This is a genomic window from Streptomyces sp. NPDC014882, from assembly GCF_043081325.1.
Taxonomy (GTDB): domain Bacteria; phylum Actinomycetota; class Actinomycetes; order Streptomycetales; family Streptomycetaceae; genus Streptomyces.
Map to the genome: position 1 here is coordinate 476,928 of NZ_JBIBWL010000005.1, position 18,155 is coordinate 495,082.

Here is an 18,155-nt window from a genome sequence, read left to right on the forward strand (position 1 = left end):
ACGATGACCTTCCTGGACCAGGCCCGGGAACTGCTGCGCGAACACCCGGTCGTCGACGGCCACAACGACTTGCCGTGGGCGCTGCGCGAACAGGTCCGCTACGACCTCGACGCCCGGGACATCGCCACCGACCAGCACGCCCACCTGCACACCGACATCCCCCGCCTGCGCGCGGGCGGCGTCGGCGCGCAGTACTGGTCGGTGTACGTCCGCTCGGACCTGCCGGGCGCGGTCCCGGCGACGCTGGAGCAGATCGACTGCGTGCGGCAGCTCATCGACCGCCACCCCGACGCGCTCCGGGCCGCCCTGACCGCCGCCGACATGGAGGCGGCGCGCGCGGAGGGCCGTATCGCCTCGCTCATGGGCGCCGAGGGCGGCCACTCCATAGCCAACTCGCTGGGCACCCTGCGCGGCCTGTACGCGCTCGGCGTGCGGTACATGACGCTCACCCACAACGACAACGTGGACTGGGCGGACTCCGCGACCGACGTGCCGAAGGCCGGCGGGCTGACGGCGTTCGGCCGCGAGGTCGTCCGGGAGATGAACCGCGAGGGCATGCTCGTCGACCTCTCGCACGTGGCGGCGACGACGATGCGGGACGCGCTCGACGTCTCCGCCGCGCCGGTGATCTTCTCGCACTCCTCCGCGCGGGCGGTGTGCGACCACCCGCGCAACATCCCCGACGACGTGCTGGAGCGGCTGCCCGCCAACGGCGGCGTCGCCATGGTGACGTTCGTGCCGAAGTTCGTGCTCCAGGCGGCCGTGGACTGGACGGCCGCCGCGGACGACAACATGCGCGCGCACGGCTTCCACCACCTCGACACCACCGCCGAGGCGATGGCGGTCCACCGTGCCTTCGAGACGGCGAACCCCCGCCCGGTCGCCACCGTGGCGACGGTCGCCGACCACCTCGACCACATGCGCGAGGTCGCGGGCGTCGACCACCTCGGCATCGGCGGCGACTACGACGGCACCGCCTTCACCCCCGAGGGCCTCGGCGACGTCTCCGGCTACCCGAGGCTCCTCGCCGAACTGCTGGAGCGCGGCTGGTCGACGTCCGACCTCGCCAAGCTGACCTGGCAAAACGCGGTGCGGGTGCTGGGCGCCGCGGAGGACGTGGCCCGCGACCTGAGGGCCACCCGGGCGCCGTCCCACGCGACGATCGAGTCGCTCGACGGCTGAGGCCGACCGGGAGCGGTACCGAAACATCGTACAAGTGCGGTACGGTTTTCCGGTACCGCATTCGGAAGGGGCGGCCGTCCATGACCATAAGCGCCAGCGAAGCCCGCCGGGACCTGTTCCCCCTCATCAAGCGGGTCAACGACGACCACACGCCGGTCCGCATCAGCTCGAGGAACGGCGACGCGGTGATCATGTCGGCGGACGACTACGAGGCGTGGCAGGAGACGATCTACCTTCTCCGGTCACCGGCGAACGCGCGACGCCTGATGGAAGCCGTCGCCCGGGACAGGGCGGGAGCGTCGGCCGTCGCCAGGACCGTCGAGGAACTGCGGGAGCTGGCGGGGGACGAGTGAGGAGCGTCCACTTCGACCCGGACGCCTGGGAGGACTTCCTCTTCTGGCTCGGTTCGGACCGCAGGACGGCCCGTAGGATCGCCCGCCTGATCGGGGAGGTCCAGAGGGACCCCTTCACCGGCATCGGCAAGCCCGAGCCCTTCAAGGGCGACCTCTCCGGCTACTGGTCCCGCAGGATCGACGACGAGCACCGCCTCGTGTACCGGGCCGACGAGAAGGAAGTGAAGATCCTCAAGGCGCGCTACCACTACTGAGCCCGGCGACCCCACGCGAGGCCCACCCGGCCGGTGCCCCGCGGGACCCCCGCGCGGTGGTCCGGCGGGCGCGGCGGGGCGTACCCCGAACGCGCCTTCCACCAGGAAGCGGCCCGCCCGCCGTGCGACGGTGACCGTACTGCCGAGCGACGTACGGAGACCGTCATGGCCGACCTCCAGCACGAACTGCACACCATGCCGGAGGTCGGCGAACTGCCGGAACCGTTCCCCCCGATCGCGGGCACCCCCGACGCCGCGGGACGCGCCGCGCCGGCCGGCCCGGAGGCCGGGCCCCTCGACCGGGCCCGCGCCCTCCTCGCCGCCCATCCCGTCGTCGACGGCCACAACGCCCTGCCCCGTGCCCTGCGCCGACTGCCGTTCCACGACCTCGAGCTGGGGGAGAGCGCCGTCGGCACCGACCTGCCCCGGCTGCGCGAGGGCCACGTCGGCGCCCTCTTCTGGTCGCTGCGGCCGCCGTCGGGCCCCGCAGGCCGGCCCGCCGCCGCCACCCTGGAACAGATCGACCTCGCCCGGTCGGTGATCCGCGCATACCCCCAGGGCCTGCGTCCCGCGCTCGGCGCCGGCCAGATCATCGACGCCCGCAACTGGGGCCGCGTCGCCGTCGTCCTCGGCCCGGCCCCCGCCGCGGCCCTCGAGGACTCCCTCGGCGTCCTGCGCGTCCTGCACTCCCTCGGCCTGCGCGTCCTCACCCTCGCGGGCACCTCCTGGGCGAGCGAGGCGGGACTCACCCGGTTCGGCGAGGAGGTCGTGCGCGAGATGAACCGGCTCGGGGTGCTCGCCGACCTGGCCGGCGCCTCCGACGCCACGATCACCCGGACCCTCGCCCTCTCCAGGGCCCCGTCCCTGTGCACCCGCTCCGCCGCCCGCGCCCTGCGCCCGCACCCCGACAACCTGCCCGACGACCTCCTCGCCGCCCTCGGCGCGGCCGGCGGCCTGTGCATGGTGCCGCTGGCCGCCGAACAGACCGGACCCACCCTCGCCGACGTCGCCGACCACCTCGACCACGTCCGCGAGGTCGCCGGACCCGACTGCGTCGGCCTGTCCGGCACCCACGACTCCGGCGCCGCCCACCCCCAGGACCTCGCCGACGTCGCCGGCTACCCGCACCTGATCGCCGAACTCCTCCACCGCGGCTGGCCGGAGTCCGACATCGCCCGGCTGACCTGGGGGAACGCTCAGCGCGTCCTGCGCGCCGCGGACGCCGCCGCCCGCACGGCACAGCACCGCAGGGAGCCGTCCACGGCGACGATCACGGACCTGGACGGCCGGGGCCCGTCGTCCTGAGGACGTACCCGCTCACCCGCGCGGGCCGGCGCTCACGACGAGGCGCGCCCGATGCGGCACAGGCAGAACGGGTGCCCCGCCGGGTCGGCGTACACCTGGAAGTCCTTCTCCTCCCGGTCCTCCAGGTCCAGCGGCCGCGCGCCCAGCTCCAGCACGCGCGCGTGGGCCGCGTCCACCTCCTCCCAGGTGGCGCCGGCGTCGAGGTCGAGGTGGAACTGCTGGGCGTTGCGGTCGGCGCGCGGCCACTCGGGCGGGGTCAGCCCCTCCGCCCGCTGGAAGGCCAGCCGGGGCCCGCCGGGAACCCGGAGCACGTACCAGTCCTCGTCCCCCTCCTCCGCCTCCGGGGTGCCGCCGAGCAGAGCGGCGTAGAACCCGGCGAGGGCGCGCGGGTCGGGGCAGTCGAGCACGACGGAACGCAGACGTACGGCGGATGCCATGGGGTCTCCTCGGTCGGTGTGCGGCGGATGCCGGGGCGGACGGGTGCCCGGACGGGCCGCGGCCCTAACGCACCGCGGCCCGACGCACGGGGGGTTCACCCGTCACGCACCGCGGCCCGACGCACGGGGGGTTCACCCGTCACGCACCGCGTCCGTGCGGCACAATGCAGACGGACGCCGGTTCGGCCGACTGAGCCTCGGCCGAACCGGCGTCCCCCGCGTGCCGGGCGCCCCTGCCGCGGGCGCCCCCGTGTCAGGCGGTCGGGCGGCCCATCGCCCGGTACGTCCAGCCGGCCTTGCGCCACAGCACCGGGTCGAGCGCGTTGCGCCCGTCCAGGATCAGCCGCGCCGCCGCGACCTCGCCGAGCGCCGCCGGGTCCAGCTCCCGGAACTCCCGCCACTCGGTCAGGTGCAGGACGACGTCGGCGCCCCGGACGGCCTCCAGGGCCGAGTCGGCGTAACCGAGCGTCGGGAAGACGCGGCGGGCGTTGTCCATGCCCTTGGGGTCGTAGACGGTCACCTGGCCGCCCTGCAGGTGGATCTGCCCGGCGACGTTCAGCGCCGGCGAGTCCCGCACGTCGTCGGAGTCCGGCTTGAAGGTGGCGCCGAGCACGGCGACCCGCCTGCCGAGGAACGGCCCCCCGCCCAGCGACTGCCGGGCCAGCTCCACCATCTGCCCGCGCTGGCGCATGTTGATCGAGTCGATCTCGCGCAGGAAGGTCAGCGCCTGGTCGGCGCCCAGCTCGCCCGCGCGGGCCATGAACGCCCGGATGTCCTTCGGCAGACAGCCGCCGCCGAAGCCGATGCCGGCCCGCAGGAACTTGCTGCCGATCCGGTCGTCGTACCCGATGGCCTCCGCCAGCTTGGCCACGTCACCGCCGGCCGCCTCGCAGACCTCCGCCATCGCGTTGATGAAGGAGATCTTGGTGGCGAGGAAGGAGTTCGCGGAGGTCTTCACCAGCTCGGCCGTCGGGAAGTCCGTGACGACGAACGGCGAGCCCTCCCCGACCGGTCCCGCGTACACCTCCCGCAGCGTCCGCTCGGCACGCTCGCTGCGCACCCCGACCACGATCCGGTCCGGGTGCAGGGTGTCCTGCACGGCGAAGCCCTCCCGCAGGAACTCCGGGTTCCACGCCAGCTCCGCGTCCTCGCCGGCCGGCGCCAGCTCCGCGATCGTGCGGGCCAGCCGGTCCGCGGAGCCCACCGGCACGGTCGACTTGCCCACCACCAGCGCGGGCCGCTCCAGGTGCGGGGCGAGCGAGGCGATCGCGGACTCGACGTACGACATGTCACAGGCGTACTCGCCGTGCTTCTGCGGGGTGTTCACGCACACGAAGTGGACGTCGCCGAACGCGCCGACCTCCGCCCAGTCCTGGGTGAAGCGCAGCCGCCCGCTGGAGCCCTCGAAGCCGGCGACGTGCCGCCGCAGCAGCTCCTCCAGGCCCGGCTCGTACATCGGGGTCTCGCCCCGCTCCAGCATCTCGATCTTCTCGCGCACGACGTCGAGCGCCAGCACCTCGAAGCCCAGCTCGGCCATGGCCGCGGCGTGCGTGGCACCGAGATAACCGGTGCCGATCACGGTGATCCTGAGGGCCATGGGTGCTCCTGGGCTGGGTCGGGCGGGGCCGGATGCGCGCCACGAGCATAGTCGGGGCGTACGGGCGCCCCTCACCGGGCAGTTCACCGGTGCGGGAACCCTGTCGCCAAGCTCACGTATCACTGGCGTGGGCGGACCTCTAAAATTTGAGTTACTTAACGGTAATTAGCGAGATCACCCCCAGCGTTCTTGGAGCGTGAGAGACCTTGGCCGGATCGGCTGACTTCGACCTGTACCGCCCGTCCGAGGAGCACGACATGCTCCGGGACGCCATCCGTTCGCTGGCCGAGGCGAAGATCGCGCCGTACGCCGCGGCGGTCGACGAGGAGGCCCGCTTCCCCCAGGAGGCCCTCGACGCGCTGGTCGCCAGCGACCTGCACGCGGTGCACGTGCCCGAGGAGTACGGCGGCGCCGGCGCCGACGCGCTCGCCACGGTCATCGTGATCGAGGAGGTGGCCCGCGCCTGCGTGTCCTCCTCGCTGATCCCGGCCGTGAACAAGCTCGGCTCGCTCCCGGTCATCCTGTCGGGCTCCGAGGACCTGAAGAAGAAGTACCTGGCACCACTGGCCAAGGGCGACGCGATGTTCTCGTACTGCCTCTCCGAGCCCGACGCCGGCTCGGACGCGGCCGGCATGAAGACCCGCGCCGTGCGCGACGGCGACCACTGGATCCTCAACGGCGTCAAGCGCTGGATCACCAACGCGGGCGTCTCGGAGTACTACACGGTGATGGCCGTCACCGACCCCGCCCAGCGCTCCCGGGGCATCTCGGCGTTCGTCGTGGAGAAGTCCGACCCGGGCGTCTCCTTCGGCGCCCCGGAGAAGAAGCTCGGCATCAAGGGCTCCCCGACCCGCGAGGTCTACTTCGACAACGTCCGCATCCCCGCCGACCGCATGATCGGCGAGGAGGGCACCGGCTTCGCCACCGCGATGAAGACCCTCGACCACACCCGCATCACCATCGCCGCCCAGGCCCTCGGCGTCGCCCAGGGCGCCTTCGACTACGCCAAGGGCTACGTCCAGGAGCGCAAGCAGTTCGGCAAGGCCATCGCCGACTTCCAGGGCATCCAGTTCATGCTCGCCGACATGGCCATGAAGATCGAGGCCGCCCGCCAGCTCACCTACGCCGCGGCCGCGAAGTCCGAGCGCTTGGACGCCGACCTGACCTTCCAGGGCGCCGCCGCCAAGTGCTTCGCCTCCGACGTCGCGATGGAGGTCACCACCGACGCCGTCCAGCTCCTCGGCGGCTACGGCTACACCCGCGACTACCCGGTCGAGCGCATGATGCGCGACGCCAAGATCACCCAGATTTATGAAGGCACGAATCAAGTCCAGCGGATCGTGATGGCGCGCAACCTGCCGTAACGCCCTCCCGCCGTACGGCTGTCGCCCCCGCCCGTCCCCCGGGCGGGGCGACAGCCGTACGCGCACCGCCCGGGAGCCGGGCGGACGGGACTCTCGAAAGCGCCTCAGGCGAACAGCGGCTCCAGCGCCCTCTCCAGGTCGGCCGCCGCCCGGAAGTGGACGGCCGTCATGCCGAGGGCGGCGGCCGCCTCGACGTTCTCCTCGGTGTCGTCGACGAACAGGCAGCGCTCGGGGCGTACGCCCGCCCGTGCCGCGCCCAGTTCGAGGATGCGGCGGTCGGGCTTGGCGAGGCCGACGCGGGCGCTGCTGACGACCTCGTCGGCCAGCTCGGTGAGGCCCATGGCCTCCAGGTCGCGCTCCAGCCCGAGCGTGGCGTTGGTGACGAGGACCAGCGGCACCCGCACCCGCGCCCGGCGCAGCAGCTCCAGCACCGTCACGTCGGCCCGGAAGGGCGACTCCAGCAGGGCGGTGCCCAGCGCCCAGCCCGTCTCCTCGTCCACCAGCCCGGCCAGCCCGGCCGCGATGGACGCCACCCACTCCTGCTCGGTGATCCGCCCCAGCAGCAGCGGTCCGTCGACCTCGGGCGAGAACGCCACCTTCTTGGTGGTGCCCTCCGCGATCCCCGCGATCCGTTCCAGCGCCTCCAGGTGGGCGGAGTCGAAGGTCCGGATCACGTTGTCGACGTCGCACAGGACCGCGTCGAAGGGCCGTACGGCGGTGGACCGGTCAGCCACCCGACACCGTGACCTTCTCGTCGTTCTTCAGCTGGCTCACCAGCTGCTTCACCTTCGCCTTGTCCCAGACGAGGTTGCCGCCGGTGGACCCCGAGATCGGCATGTTCATCGACGTGCCATCGCCGCCGTTGACGCCCTTCATCGCGAAGAACATCGACCCCAGGTCGTACAGGCCCATGTCCTTGTCGACGATCAGGGTGTCCAGGCCGGCGCTCATGGTCGGGTACAGCTTGAACGGGTTGAGGACCGTGCCGGGCGTGGCCACCTGGTTCGCGAGGGCCGCGAGGAACTTCTGCTGGTTCTTCGTGCGGTCCAGGTCGGAACCGGCGAGCGCGTACCGGGTGCGGACGAAGGCGAGGGACTCCTCGCCGTCCAGGGTCTGCTTGCCCTTCTTGAGGTCCGCGCCGGACTTGGTGTCCTTGATGTCCTGCGGGATGTCGATCTCGACGCCGCCGACCGCGTCCACGATGTTCGCGAAGCCCGCGAAGCCGATCTCCACGTAGTGGTCGATGTGCAGCCCGGTGTTGAACTCGATCGTGCGGACGAGCAGCTCCGGGCCGTCCATCGCGTACGCCGCGTTCAGCTTGGTGTGCCGGCCCGTGCCCGCGTAGCGCTTGCCGGACTCCGAGCCGACGAACGACGGGATCTCCACGTCGGAGTCGCGGGGCAGCGAGATCAGGGTGTCGCCGTTGGACCCGGTGTGCAGGATCATCATCGAGTCGGTGCGCTTGCCCTCGGCGGAGCCGGTGTGCAGCGCCTTCTTCTCCTCGGCGGACATGCCCTCACGGCTGTCGGAGCCGACGATGAGGAAGTTGGTGCCCTCGCCGCCCTCGGGCCGCTCGATGACCTTCGACAGGTCGACCTCGCGGTTCAGCTTGGAGTCGGCCCAGAAGTACGTCCCGACGGTCGTCACGACCAGCACGGTCGCGACGCTGATCGCGGTCCACTTGATCCGGCGGCGCCAGTCGGGCGCGGGGCGCGCGGCGCCGGTGCCGCCCGGCCCGTCGGATCCGCCGCCGCCGTAGACCTGGCCCGTGCTGTAACCGCTGTCGTACCCGGTGTTGCGGGCGTTGGTGTAGTCGCCGCCGCCGTCGCCGTATCCCTGGCCGTCGACGTACGACGGCTGCTGCGGGACACCGGCGCCCTGCGGCGGGGCGGCCGGACCGCGGCGGACCTGTCGCATCACGCGCGCGCTCTCGGGCCGTGCGCTCGCGCCGCCACGTCCGTACCCGGAGCCGCGGTTGTTGTCGGACCATCCCTCGGGCCAGTCATTCATGGGCCCCAGTGTGCCGGGAAGCCCTGTGTGCCTCACAGGGGCGTCGGAGAATCAGCGCCCCGCTGTTGCCAACCTGACACAAAGTCCCGGCTTGTCCGCCTCGGCATAAGGTGGAGGACATGACAGACCAGGTCACCCCCGTGCACTCGGACACCTCGGGCGCCTCGGACACCGAGGGCATCCCGGGCAAGCCCACGTCCGCGTCGCGCACCACGCTCAGCCACATCATGAGCCACCACGACACCAACCTCCTGGGCACGGTGCACGGTGGCGTGATCATGAAGCTCGTCGACGACGCGGCGGGCGCGGTGGCCGGCCGGCACTCCGGCGGACCCGCCGTCACCGCGTCCATGGACGAGATGGCGTTCCTCGAGCCGGTCCGCGTGGGAGACCTCGTCCATGTGAAGGCCCAGGTCAACTGGACCGGCCGGACCTCCATGGAGGTCGGCGTCCGGGTCCTGGCCGAACGCTGGAACGAGTCCACGCCGCCCACCCAGGTCGGCTCCGCCTACCTCGTCTTCGCCGCCGTCGACGCCGACGGCAGGCCCCGCCCCGTCCCCCCGGTCCTGCCCGAGACCGACCGCGACCGCCGCCGCTACCAGGAGGCCCAGATCCGCCGCACCCACCGCCTGTCCCGCCGCCGGGCCATCATGGAACTCCGCGAGCGCCGGGCGGCAGAGGGCTTCGACGACTGAGACGACCGAGACGACCGAGACGACCGAGGCGAATGATGCGGCTGAGGCGCTCGATGCGGCTGAGGCGCGACTGAGGCGACCGGGACGGCTCGGATGCCCGAGGACGCCCGAGGACGCCCGAGGACGCCCGAGGAGCCCCGGCCCGCCCGGCCGGTGGCGGCCCGCACACCCCGGCGCCCCCCTCGGCCCCGCGGAGCCGGCCCCTCAGGAGCAGCCCACCTCGTCGCCGCGGACCACCGCGGACCCGGTCCGGTCCGGGACGGCCGTCCCGACCTCGCGGACGCTGTGGGCCTCCGTGCCGGCGGTGACCTTCAGGACGGGGCCGAGGCCCGGGACCGGGCGCAGCACGCTGCCGGGCAGGGCGGCGGCCAGGGACCTCGCGGAGCGGTCCCAGCGGGGGTCGTAGGAGACGACCGTGCGGCGCACCGAGGTGTCGCGGGCCGTGGCCGGCCGTCCGGTCGTACGGAAGCCGGTGACGCGCAGGGCCGCGTCGACCCGCTTGGCCAGGCCGGGCGTGCGGGTGCCGTTCTCCACCCGGACGCGGATCCGCTGCGGGGCCACCTCCACGGGCACGGCCCGCGTCCGCGCGCGCGGACGCGGCGTCGTGGCGAGGGGCTTGTCGTCGCGCAGGGCCCGGAAGAGGCGCTCGGCGCGGACCGGGTCCCACTTCACGGTCGAGCCGATGCCCTTCACGGCGTACCCCATCCGCCCGATGGGGACGGTCGCGAACTCCGAGGAGGAGGGGGAGAAGGTGCGCATCGCCCGCCCGAGGTCCAGCAGCTCGTCCGTGCCGAAGCCGCGGTCGGCCCGCACCGAGCCCAGCACCGCCCGCGTCACGTCGCGGAACTTCAGCGGGTTCAGCAGGATCCCGGAGGAGGTCGCCCGGTCCACCAGCCCCGCCAGGAACTGCTGCTGGCGTTTCATCCGGCCGAGGTCGGAGGAGGCGTCGGAGTGCCGGGAGCGGACGTACCGGAGGGCCTCCCCGCCGCGCAGGGTGTGGTTGCCGGGCGCGAGGTCGAGGCCGGTGTAGGGGTCGGTCAGCCGCCGGTCCGTGCAGATCCGCACGCCGCCCAGGACGTCGACGGTCCTCATGAAGCTGGTGAAGTCGACCTCCAGGTAGTGGTCGATCTTCACGCGGGTCATGTGCTCGACGGTCCGCACGGTCAGCTGCGGTCCGCCCTCCGCGTACGCCGCGTTGATCTTGATCGGGTGGCCGTGGTGCTCCTCGCCGGTGGTCCGGTCAGTGTGCGGCGGCGTCTCGGCGTAGGAGTCGCGCGGCAGGCTGACCACGCTCGCCCGGTCCCGGTCTTCCGAGATGTGCACGATCATCAGCGTGTCGGTGCAGTGGCAGGGCGCGCCGCCGAGCCGGTACCGCTGCCGCTCGGCCTCGGTGATCCGGTCGCGGCCGTCGGTGCCGACCATCAGCACGTTCATGCCGTGGCCGGCGCGCGGGCGGTTCTTCATGTCCTTGAAGGGATCGACGCGGGCGATCCCGGAGTCGAGGCCGCTGACCAGGAAGTGCCCGATCCCGGCGGAGGCCAGCACGACGACCGAGAGCGTCATGGTCGCCCGCACGGCCCAGCGGGGACGCTTCCCCGGTGCGGGGCGGTCCGCCCGGCGCCGCGGGCGACGCGCCGGCCGGGAGGCGGGGGTCCGGGGCGGGGTGGGGGACAAGCGGGTCACCTCCGGGCGACGGCCGTACGAGGCGTACGAGGGGGCCGTGAGCACCGTAGGCCGACGCGGTCCGCCGCCCGTCACAGGCACCGGGCGGCGCGCACCGGTGTCCCCCGTTCGCGGTAACGTGATGCTCCTATGAACGCGAAGTCCGACGTGCAGCTCCCCGCCGTGTCCGTCATCATGCCCGTCCTCAACGAGGAGCGGCATCTGCGCGGAGCGGTCCAAGCGATCCTCGCGCAGGAGTACGCAGGCGAGATGGAGGTCGTGATCGCCCTCGGTCCGTCCACGGACCGCACGGACGAGATCGCCGCCGAACTCGTCGCCGACACTGCGTCCGACCAGAACAAGCGCGTCCACACCGTCCCGAACCCGACGGGCCGTACGCCCGCCGCCCTGAACGCCGCGATCAAGGCCTCGCGCCATCCGGTCGTCGTCCGCGTCGACGGGCACGGCATGCTCTCGCCGAACTACATCGCCACCGCCGTACGGCTCCTGGAGGAGACCGGCGCGCAGAACGTCGGCGGCATCATGCACGCCGAGGGCGAGAACGACTGGGAGCACGCGGTCGCCGCCGCGATGACCTCGAAGATCGGGGTCGGCAACGCCGCCTTCCACACCGGGGGACAGGCCGGCCCGGCCGAGACCGTCTACCTCGGCGTCTTCCGGCGCGAGGCGCTGGAGCGGCAGGGCGGCTACAACGAGGAGTTCATCCGCGCCCAGGACTGGGAGCTGAACTTCCGCATCCGCGAGGCCGGCGGACTGATCTGGTTCTCGCCCGAGCTGAAGGTGTCCTACCGCCCGCGGCCCAGCGTCAGGGCGCTCGCCAAGCAGTACAAGGACTACGGCCGTTGGCGGCACGTCGTCGCCCGCTACCACCAGGGCTCCATCAACCTGCGCTACCTCGCCCCGCCGACCGCGGTGTGCGCGATCGCGGCCGGGACCGTGGTCGGCGCCGCCCTCACCCCGCTCGGCTTCCTGGTCCCCGGCGGCTACCTGGCGGCGATCGCCCTCGGCTCGCTGCCGGCCGGCAAGGGGCTGCCGCTCAGGGCGCGCCTGCAGATCCCGGTGGCCCTCGCCACCATGCACATGTCGTGGGGGTTCGGCTTCCTGACCAGCCCGAAGTCGCTGGCGAAGAAGGTCATCGCCTCCCGCCGCCCCGCGGTCCTCAGCACGAACTGAGCACCGCGCGGCGGCCGGTGGGCCCGGTCTACCAGGTGTAGGCCGGGTCCACGTGCATGCACTGGCTGGTGTCGGCGGCGTTCATCGTCTCCGCCGAGGTGGGCGTCCTGTCGTCCTCCACCGGCGCCTTGTACGCCGTGCCCGAACGCCAGTCCGCGCCCACGAGGAGGGTGACCCCGGAGACCTCGGTGGACCGCTTCACCTGGCCCGCCGGGATCCCGAGGACCTTCGCCACCCGCAGGGCGTCGGCCTGGAGGTCGGCGCTCGGGTAGCGGACCACCGTCGTCTTCTCGGGGGTGGCCGGCGAGGTGTCGGCCGTGGCCCCGGTGAAGCCCTTGCCGACCAGCAGCTGCGTCACCGCGGCCGCCCGCCCGCGGGCCGCGCCCGACGCGTCGGTGTACGTGCCGTTGTGGACCCGCACGGCGATCTCGGCGTCCGCGGCGGCGGCGTCCGTGACCGACGGGGACGGCGACGGGCTCGCGGTGGCCTTCGCGGCGTCCTTGCCGTCCAGGGCGATGTCCTCGCGCACCAGGCGGAACAGCTTCCCGGCGTCCTCGGTGGGCACCACCCGGCCGGGCTGCGCGGTGTCGTACCGGTTGGGCATCGTCGTCATGGTGATGCGCTCGGTGGGCACCTTCTGCAGCTCGGTCGCCAGGTCGTACATCTTCTTGATGCTGTCCAGGCCCTCGTCGACGGTGATCGCCCGCGTGGCCGCCTCGGCGAGCTTGCGCAGTCCGTTGGGGTTGGTCAGCTTCGCCTCCGAGCGCAGCTGACGGACCATCGAGTTCATGTACATGTGCTGCGCCTTGGCGCGCGCCAGGTCGGTGTCGTCCTCGAAGCCGTAACGGGTGCGCAGCCACTGGAGGGCCTGCTCGCCCTTGATGTCGTGGGTGCCCTCCGCCAGTTTCAGGCCGGAGCCCTTGCCGGTGCTGGTGTGCGAGTGGACGTTGGCGTCCACGCACACCGGGACGCCGCCGATCGCGTCCGCCATCGAGACCACGCCGGCGAAGTCGATCATCATGAAGTGGTCGATGTGGATGTCGGTGAGCTTCTCCCAGGTGGCCACCGTGCACCCCGGACCGCCGCGCCCCAGCGAGGAGTTGGTGATCTCCCGGGTGAGCGCCCGGTACACCTCGCCGGTGTCCGGGTCGGTGCACCTGGGGATGTCGAGCAGGGTGTCGCGCGGCATGCTCACCACCGACATGTTGCTGCGGTCCGCGGACACGTGCAGCAGCATCTGGACGTCGGCGAGAGGCGTGCCGTTGAAGGTCTCCCTGGCCCCGCCGAGCTTCTGGTTCTCCGCGGTGTCCCGCGCGTCGGAACCGATCAGCAGGATGTTCAGCGCCTTCTGACCGGCCTCGTTGACCTTGGTCTCCGCCGCCCGGTCCTTGGCGTCGCCCAGGTTCAGCCGGTCGCTCTTGATGTTGGCGTTGAGATGCTCGTAGTAGAGGTATCCGGCCCCCGCGCCGCCCAGTATCACCAGCGTGAGCACGGTCGCCGACCAGCGCAGCGCGCGCCGTCCGCGCCCTCTGCGGCCGGTGCCGCCGGCTCCGCGCCCGCCGTCACCGGGCCCGCCCGCGCTGTCGCCCGCGCCTCCGTCCCCGGCCGCGTCCCGGGCGCCGCCGTCCCCGGCCGCGGTCCCGTCCCCGTCGTCCGCCGCAGCGGACGTGGTGTCCCCGCTCCCGGGAACCGTCCCCCGTACAGTGCTCCGCCCCACTGGCCCTGCCCCTCCCCGCCGTGCGCCTGACATGACACGGGCCCGTCCCGCGTCAAGTCAGACGCTTGACGGGCCCGCAGGGTTACCTACTTGGCGCACTGGACCTTGTCCGCCGTGGACTTGTCGACCGTGTCCGGCACGGTCGTCGGGGCCGTGAGCGAGACGCCCGCGCCCTTGAAGTCCTTGCCCAGCGTCAGCGTCATCGTCGGCAGACCCTGGGCGTTGGTGACGCTCTCGCCCGGCTTCAGCGCGGTCCCCGGCAGCCCCATGACGGCGGCGAGCTTGCGCGCCTGGGCGGCCTGTTCCGGCCCGTACTCGAGCGTCGTCCTGCTGAGTTCCGCCGGCGCGTTGCCCGCGTTCTCGGACTTCGTCACGCCCTGCTCGTTCTGCAGCCAGCTGAGGGTGGCCTGTGCGCTGCCGCCCTTGGCGCCGCCGTTCATGATCCGCACCCGCACCTCGGAGGCCGCGGACTGAGTGCCCTTGAGCCGGGCCGCCGCGGCCGCGGCCGCCGCGTCCTTCGACGCCTTCGCCTGCTGCTTCACCTCGGTGAAGGACACGTCGTCCTGGATCATCCGGAAGACGGTGGGCGCGGTCGACTGGTTCAGGACGACCGTGGCCTTGACCTTCTCGGCCGGGTTGTCGACGACCGGCACGGTGGTGAAGGTCAGGTTCTTGGTGTTGAGCTTGCCCAGCTCCAGGCCGAGGTCCTTCAGCTTGGAGATGCTGTCCAGCTGGGAGTCGACGGTGAGCGCCTCCGTGCCCGCCTCTGCCAGCTTGATCATCTTGGTGGGGCTGGTGAGCGTGTCGTTCGACTTCAGCTTGCGCATCAGCGAGCCGAGGAACTGCTGCTGGATCGCGATCCGGCTCAGGTCGCCGCCGTAGCCCACCGAGTGCCGGGTGCGCAGGAACGCCAGCGCCTGCTCGCCCTGGATGGTGTGCGTGCCCTCCGACAGCTTCAGGTGCGAGTCCGGGTCGTCGATGTCCTTGGCCAGGCACACCTCGACCCCGTCGACCGCCGTCGTCAGCGTCTTGACCGCGTTGAAGTCGGCCACCATGAAGTTGTCCGGCGTGACCCCGGTCAGCTCCGTCACCGTACGCATGGTGCAGCTGGGCGTACGGCCGCCCTGGCCGAGGCTCGTGTTGAAGCGGGCGCCCGGCGTGCCCGCGATGACCTTGCTGCTGCCGTCCTCCTGCTCGGTCGGGCAGTCCGGGATGTCCACGATCAGGTCGCGCGGGATGCTCAGCGCGGTCGCGTTCGTCCGGTCCTTGGAGACGTGCAGCAGGATCGTCGTGTCGGCGTGGCCCGGGCTGCCGGCGTCGCCGTAGCCGGCGTTGCCCGCGCCGGTGCGCTTGTCGGTGCCGATCAGCAGGATGTTGATCGCCTTGTCCTTGCTGAAACCACCGGTGCTCGCGCCGTCGTCGGAGACGGAGGTGATGTTGTCGTTGAGGTGCTCGAGGTAGAGGTAGGCCGCACCGGCGGTGCCCACCAGCACGAAGGCCATGACCCCGCCGGTCCACAGCAGGACCTTCTTCGTCTTCGCCTTCTTCTTCACCGGCCGGCGCCCGCGCCTGCTCGGTGACGGCTCCTCCGGCGCGCTCCGCCGGCGGCGCGGCTCCGGAACCTCCGAGGACTCCCGCGCCGGAGCCTCCGCCGACTTCGTACGGCTGCCGGAGGCGGGCCCGGAGCCCGGTCCGCCGCCCGCCGCACGGGCGGAGCGCCTGCGGGGCCCGGGCACCGCCGACTGCGGAGCGGAAGGGGCCAGTCGCAGTTCGTATTCGCCGGTGTCCGGATTGAGCACCCACTGGTCTGCGGGGTCGATGTTGTCCGCCCGCCCACGGCCTTGCGCGTCCACGGTTGTCCGAATCCTCCGTCGGGGCCACGCGGCGCCTTTCCCCCTTCTAAGGCGCTCGGGTCTCGGTCACACAGTGCTCGACCCCAGAACGGTCCTCAGGCCGGGTCACCGGAGCGCTCACACTATCCGCCAAGTTCGGCGTACAGCGACGGCGGTGACAAATTCCACGTCCCTACAACCGGGCAATACGGTCCAATTCCTTGAACTGGAGTTCGCCGTGACCGGTCGGCTTGGGAAGCGTTTTACCCGTGGCCGCGCACGCGGCTCACGTGCAGGTGTGATCACCGGCCGTGTTTCCCCGGAAAGTCGGTCCGGCGGGACTCGGTGACGCGTACACATCGTGATCGGGCGACTCCGAAGAGGTGGAATTCCCCGGCGCTTTCCTCTCGGTGACGGAAACGGGCGCGTCCGTCCTCAGCCGCTCGAAGAGCTTCTTCGCCGCGGGCTCCACGAGCTGGTCGCGATTGGCGTCGTGGACGTACGACTCCCGCGGCACGGTCAGGAAGCGCACCTGTTCGGTGGGAATGTCGCGCAGGCCGCGCACGAGGTCGTACAGGCCCCGCAGGCTCGCCAGGGCCGGGTCGGTGGTGAGCGAGGACGTGGCGGCGTCCAGCACCGGGTACAGCTTCACCGGGTTCAGCAGGACGTCGTTGCCCTGCGCCTTGTCGACGAGCGCGCCGAGGAACCGCTGCTGCCGGTCCATCCGGTCGGTGTCGCTGCCGTTGCCGAGGGACTTGCGGGCGCGGACGTAGCCGAGGGCCTGCTCGCCGTCGAGCGTCACCCGCCCCGCGGGCAGCCGCAGCTTGGCCGCCTCGTCGCGGATCGGCTCCTTCAGGCACACCTCCACGCCGTCGAGGGCGTCGACCATCTTCTTGAAGCCGTGGAAGTCGACGACCACGTGATGGTCGATCCGGACACCCGTCAGCCTCTCGACCGTCCGGATCGTGCAGGCCGAACCGCCCGTCTGGAAGGAGTGGTTGAACATCGCGAACACCGGCGCCGACCGGGAGCCGTCCGGCCGCCGGCAGGCCGGCACGTCCACCATGAGATCGCGGGGTATCGACACGGCGGTCGCGCTGCGCCGCCCGGCGGACAGGTGCAGCAGGATCGTCGTGTCCGACCGCTCGGTCCCCGAGTCCCGCCCGTACGCGCTGTTGCCGTCCCCCGCACGCGAGTCCGAGCCGATCAGCAGCACGTTCTGCGCGTCCTTCACCAGGGCGGTCGGCCGCTCCTTCGCGTAGCGCGCGAGCTCCGCCGCGGCCGCCTCGTCCGGCGTGATGTTCCCGTCGAGCTTGGCGTAGAGCACCCACCCGGCCACCCCGGTACCCGCCACGAGCAGCGCCACCGCCCCCAGCCCGGCCCCCGCCCACCGCCGCCGGCGCCGCCGCGCGAGCCCCGCACCGAGAGCGGACGCCCCGCTCCCCGTCCCGGCCGGCCGCTCCGCCCCGCCGCCCGCCCCGCCGCCCGTCCCGAGGGGGCCTGCCGCGTCCTCGCTCTCCCTCACGCCGGCACCCGCCCCTCCCGCTCACCGTACGAAAACGCCGTGCAGTCCCTACGACGATGCCGCGGGCGGAGGCGGGGCGCGGTCGGGAAGAGGCCGAACGGGTGACGGGAGGGGTGACGGGACGGGGGCGGGCGGGGCGGGCGGCCGCCGGCGAGGGAGCCGCGGCTACCGCGCCGTGGCCGTCACCCGTTCGCTGTCGATCCGCCTGGTCAGGGTCTCCTCCGACGCCTCGGCCAGGTTCCGGCACAGGACGACCGACCCGCCGGTGGCCAGGGGGGCGTACAGGCCGGCGCTGAGACCCTCCCAGGTGTCGTACGGCAGGCCCGACAGGAGGCGGGAGCCGGGGCCCGTGAGGCCGAGCGCCGGCGCGTCGGCGCGGGCGCGCTCCACCAGCTCCGCGCCCGTGTACTCCGCGCCGGCCACGATCAGCGCGGGCGCCTCGGGGTCGACGGGCGCGTACGGCGCGAAACGGTCGCCGTGGGTCGGGACGTCCACCGCGTAGTCGGCGTACCCCTCCGGCGGTGCCGGGACGAACCGGCGGCCCAGCGGCGCGAGCGACAGCGCGTACCGTTCGCCCCGGCACGCCAGCCCCGCCTCGAACCGGCCGGGCCCGGCCACGACGAAGTCCGCGCGGGCCGGGTCCCCGGCCACGTCCGCGACGACCCCGACCGAGGAACACGCCACCAGCCACACCGCCGTCTGCCAGTGCGCGGGCAGCAGCAGCGCGACGCGGTCACCGGGTTCGGCGGACAGCCCGTCCTGGAGGAGGTTGGCGGTCTTGGCCACCCAATTGGCGAAGGTGGCCACGGACAATTCGACCCGTTCGCCCGTGGTGTCGTCGTAGAAGGTCACCAGGGGGCGGGCGGGATCCGCGGCGAGCGCGGAACGCAGCAGGTCGGCGGGGGTGCGGTCAGTGGCGTTCACCCGCGTCAGCGTACGCGCAGCCCCGGGGCGAACGCCCGCCGCCGGGCCACCGGTTCGGCCGAACACCCTCCGACGCCCCGTCAAGACCCCGATGGACAGAAATG

General features: G+C 72.5%; 16 protein-coding genes. 7 read left to right on the forward strand and 9 right to left on the reverse strand.

All coding sequences use genetic code 11. The features are described from left to right. The first annotated feature begins 3 nt into the window (after positions 1-3). From ACF09K_RS15815 to ACF09K_RS15830, 4 genes are all read left to right on the forward strand, one after another. On the forward strand, positions 4-1,182 hold the full coding sequence (locus tag ACF09K_RS15815; RefSeq protein WP_392243953.1) for a dipeptidase: 1,179 nt from the start codon (positions 4-6) through the stop codon (positions 1,180-1,182). A gap of 80 nt (positions 1,183-1,262) precedes the next feature. After that, positions 1,263-1,535: a type II toxin-antitoxin system Phd/YefM family antitoxin gene (locus ACF09K_RS15820; RefSeq protein ID WP_392243868.1), complete on the forward strand. Its 273-nt coding sequence runs from the start codon at positions 1,263-1,265 to the stop codon at positions 1,533-1,535. Next, complete coding sequence (locus ACF09K_RS15825) at positions 1,532-1,789, forward strand: Txe/YoeB family addiction module toxin (RefSeq protein ID WP_392243869.1); 258 nt, start codon at positions 1,532-1,534, stop codon at positions 1,787-1,789. The genes ACF09K_RS15820 and ACF09K_RS15825 overlap by 4 nt, the downstream gene beginning before the upstream one ends. A gap of 165 nt (positions 1,790-1,954) precedes the next feature. Next, positions 1,955-3,094 carry a dipeptidase gene (locus ACF09K_RS15830; protein ID WP_392243870.1) on the forward strand — a complete coding sequence of 380 codons (1,140 nt, stop codon included), beginning with the start codon at positions 1,955-1,957 and terminating at the stop codon, positions 3,092-3,094. A 32-nt stretch (positions 3,095-3,126) separates the two neighbouring features. Here ACF09K_RS15830 and ACF09K_RS15835 read toward each other — a convergent pair whose 3' ends face one another. Continuing rightward, on the reverse strand, positions 3,127-3,531 hold the full coding sequence (locus ACF09K_RS15835; RefSeq protein WP_392243872.1) for a VOC family protein: 405 nt from the start codon (positions 3,529-3,531) through the stop codon (positions 3,127-3,129). Positions 3,532-3,784: 253 nt separating this feature from the next. Then, on the reverse strand, positions 3,785-5,128 hold the full coding sequence (locus tag ACF09K_RS15840) for a UDP-glucose dehydrogenase family protein (protein ID WP_392243873.1): 1,344 nt from the start codon (positions 5,126-5,128) through the stop codon (positions 3,785-3,787). A gap of 206 nt (positions 5,129-5,334) precedes the next feature. On the opposite strand from ACF09K_RS15840, the gene ACF09K_RS15845 reads away from it, so the two are divergent. Further along, the gene (locus ACF09K_RS15845; protein ID WP_392243875.1) at positions 5,335-6,492 is read left to right on the forward strand and encodes an acyl-CoA dehydrogenase family protein; all 1,158 of its coding nucleotides are present in this window, start codon (positions 5,335-5,337) and stop codon (positions 6,490-6,492) included. A gap of 104 nt (positions 6,493-6,596) precedes the next feature. Here the strand turns inward: ACF09K_RS15845 and ACF09K_RS15850 are convergent, their stop codons facing one another. Together ACF09K_RS15850 and ACF09K_RS15855 are read right to left on the reverse strand one after the other, a co-directional pair. After that, entirely contained in the window at positions 6,597-7,226 is a 630-nt protein-coding gene (locus ACF09K_RS15850; RefSeq protein WP_392243876.1) for an HAD-IA family hydrolase, read from the reverse strand. Further along, a complete protein-coding gene (locus tag ACF09K_RS15855) occupies positions 7,219-8,502 on the reverse strand; it encodes an LCP family protein (protein ID WP_392243877.1) in 1,284 nt (427 codons plus the stop codon). The genes ACF09K_RS15850 and ACF09K_RS15855 overlap by 8 nt, the downstream gene beginning before the upstream one ends. Before the next feature lie 119 nt (positions 8,503-8,621). Between ACF09K_RS15855 and ACF09K_RS15860 the strand changes: the two genes are divergently transcribed. Next, the gene (locus tag ACF09K_RS15860; RefSeq protein WP_392243879.1) at positions 8,622-9,197 is read left to right on the forward strand and encodes an acyl-CoA thioesterase; all 576 of its coding nucleotides are present in this window, start codon (positions 8,622-8,624) and stop codon (positions 9,195-9,197) included. Positions 9,198-9,401: 204 nt separating this feature from the next. Here the strand turns inward: ACF09K_RS15860 and ACF09K_RS15865 are convergent, their stop codons facing one another. Further along, a complete protein-coding gene (locus ACF09K_RS15865) occupies positions 9,402-10,772 on the reverse strand; it encodes an LCP family protein (protein WP_392243881.1) in 1,371 nt (456 codons plus the stop codon). Positions 10,773-11,009: 237 nt separating this feature from the next. Here ACF09K_RS15865 and ACF09K_RS15870 point away from each other — a divergent pair, with 237 nt between their 5' ends. Continuing rightward, the gene (locus tag ACF09K_RS15870) at positions 11,010-12,053 is read left to right on the forward strand and encodes a glycosyltransferase family 2 protein (RefSeq protein WP_392243883.1); all 1,044 of its coding nucleotides are present in this window, start codon (positions 11,010-11,012) and stop codon (positions 12,051-12,053) included. A 28-nt stretch (positions 12,054-12,081) separates the two neighbouring features. On the opposite strand, the gene ACF09K_RS15875 is transcribed toward ACF09K_RS15870, so the two are convergent. The 4 genes from ACF09K_RS15875 to ACF09K_RS15890 form a co-directional block, all read right to left on the reverse strand. Then, on the reverse strand, positions 12,082-13,803 hold the full coding sequence (locus tag ACF09K_RS15875; protein ID WP_392243885.1) for an LCP family protein: 1,722 nt from the start codon (positions 13,801-13,803) through the stop codon (positions 12,082-12,084). Between the two features lie 53 nt (positions 13,804-13,856). Further along, positions 13,857-15,623, reverse strand: coding sequence for an LCP family protein (locus tag ACF09K_RS15880; protein ID WP_392243887.1), 1,767 nt, complete (start codon positions 15,621-15,623; stop codon positions 13,857-13,859). Positions 15,624-15,888: 265 nt separating this feature from the next. Then, positions 15,889-17,127, reverse strand: a complete 1,239-nt coding sequence (locus tag ACF09K_RS15885; protein ID WP_392243889.1) for an LCP family protein — start codon at positions 17,125-17,127, stop codon at positions 15,889-15,891. Positions 17,128-17,292: 165 nt separating this feature from the next. After that, positions 17,293-18,051 (reverse strand): TIGR03089 family protein, encoded by a 759-nt coding sequence (locus ACF09K_RS15890; RefSeq protein ID WP_392243891.1) that lies wholly within the window; start codon positions 18,049-18,051, stop codon positions 17,293-17,295. Positions 18,052-18,155: the final 104 nt, after the last annotated feature.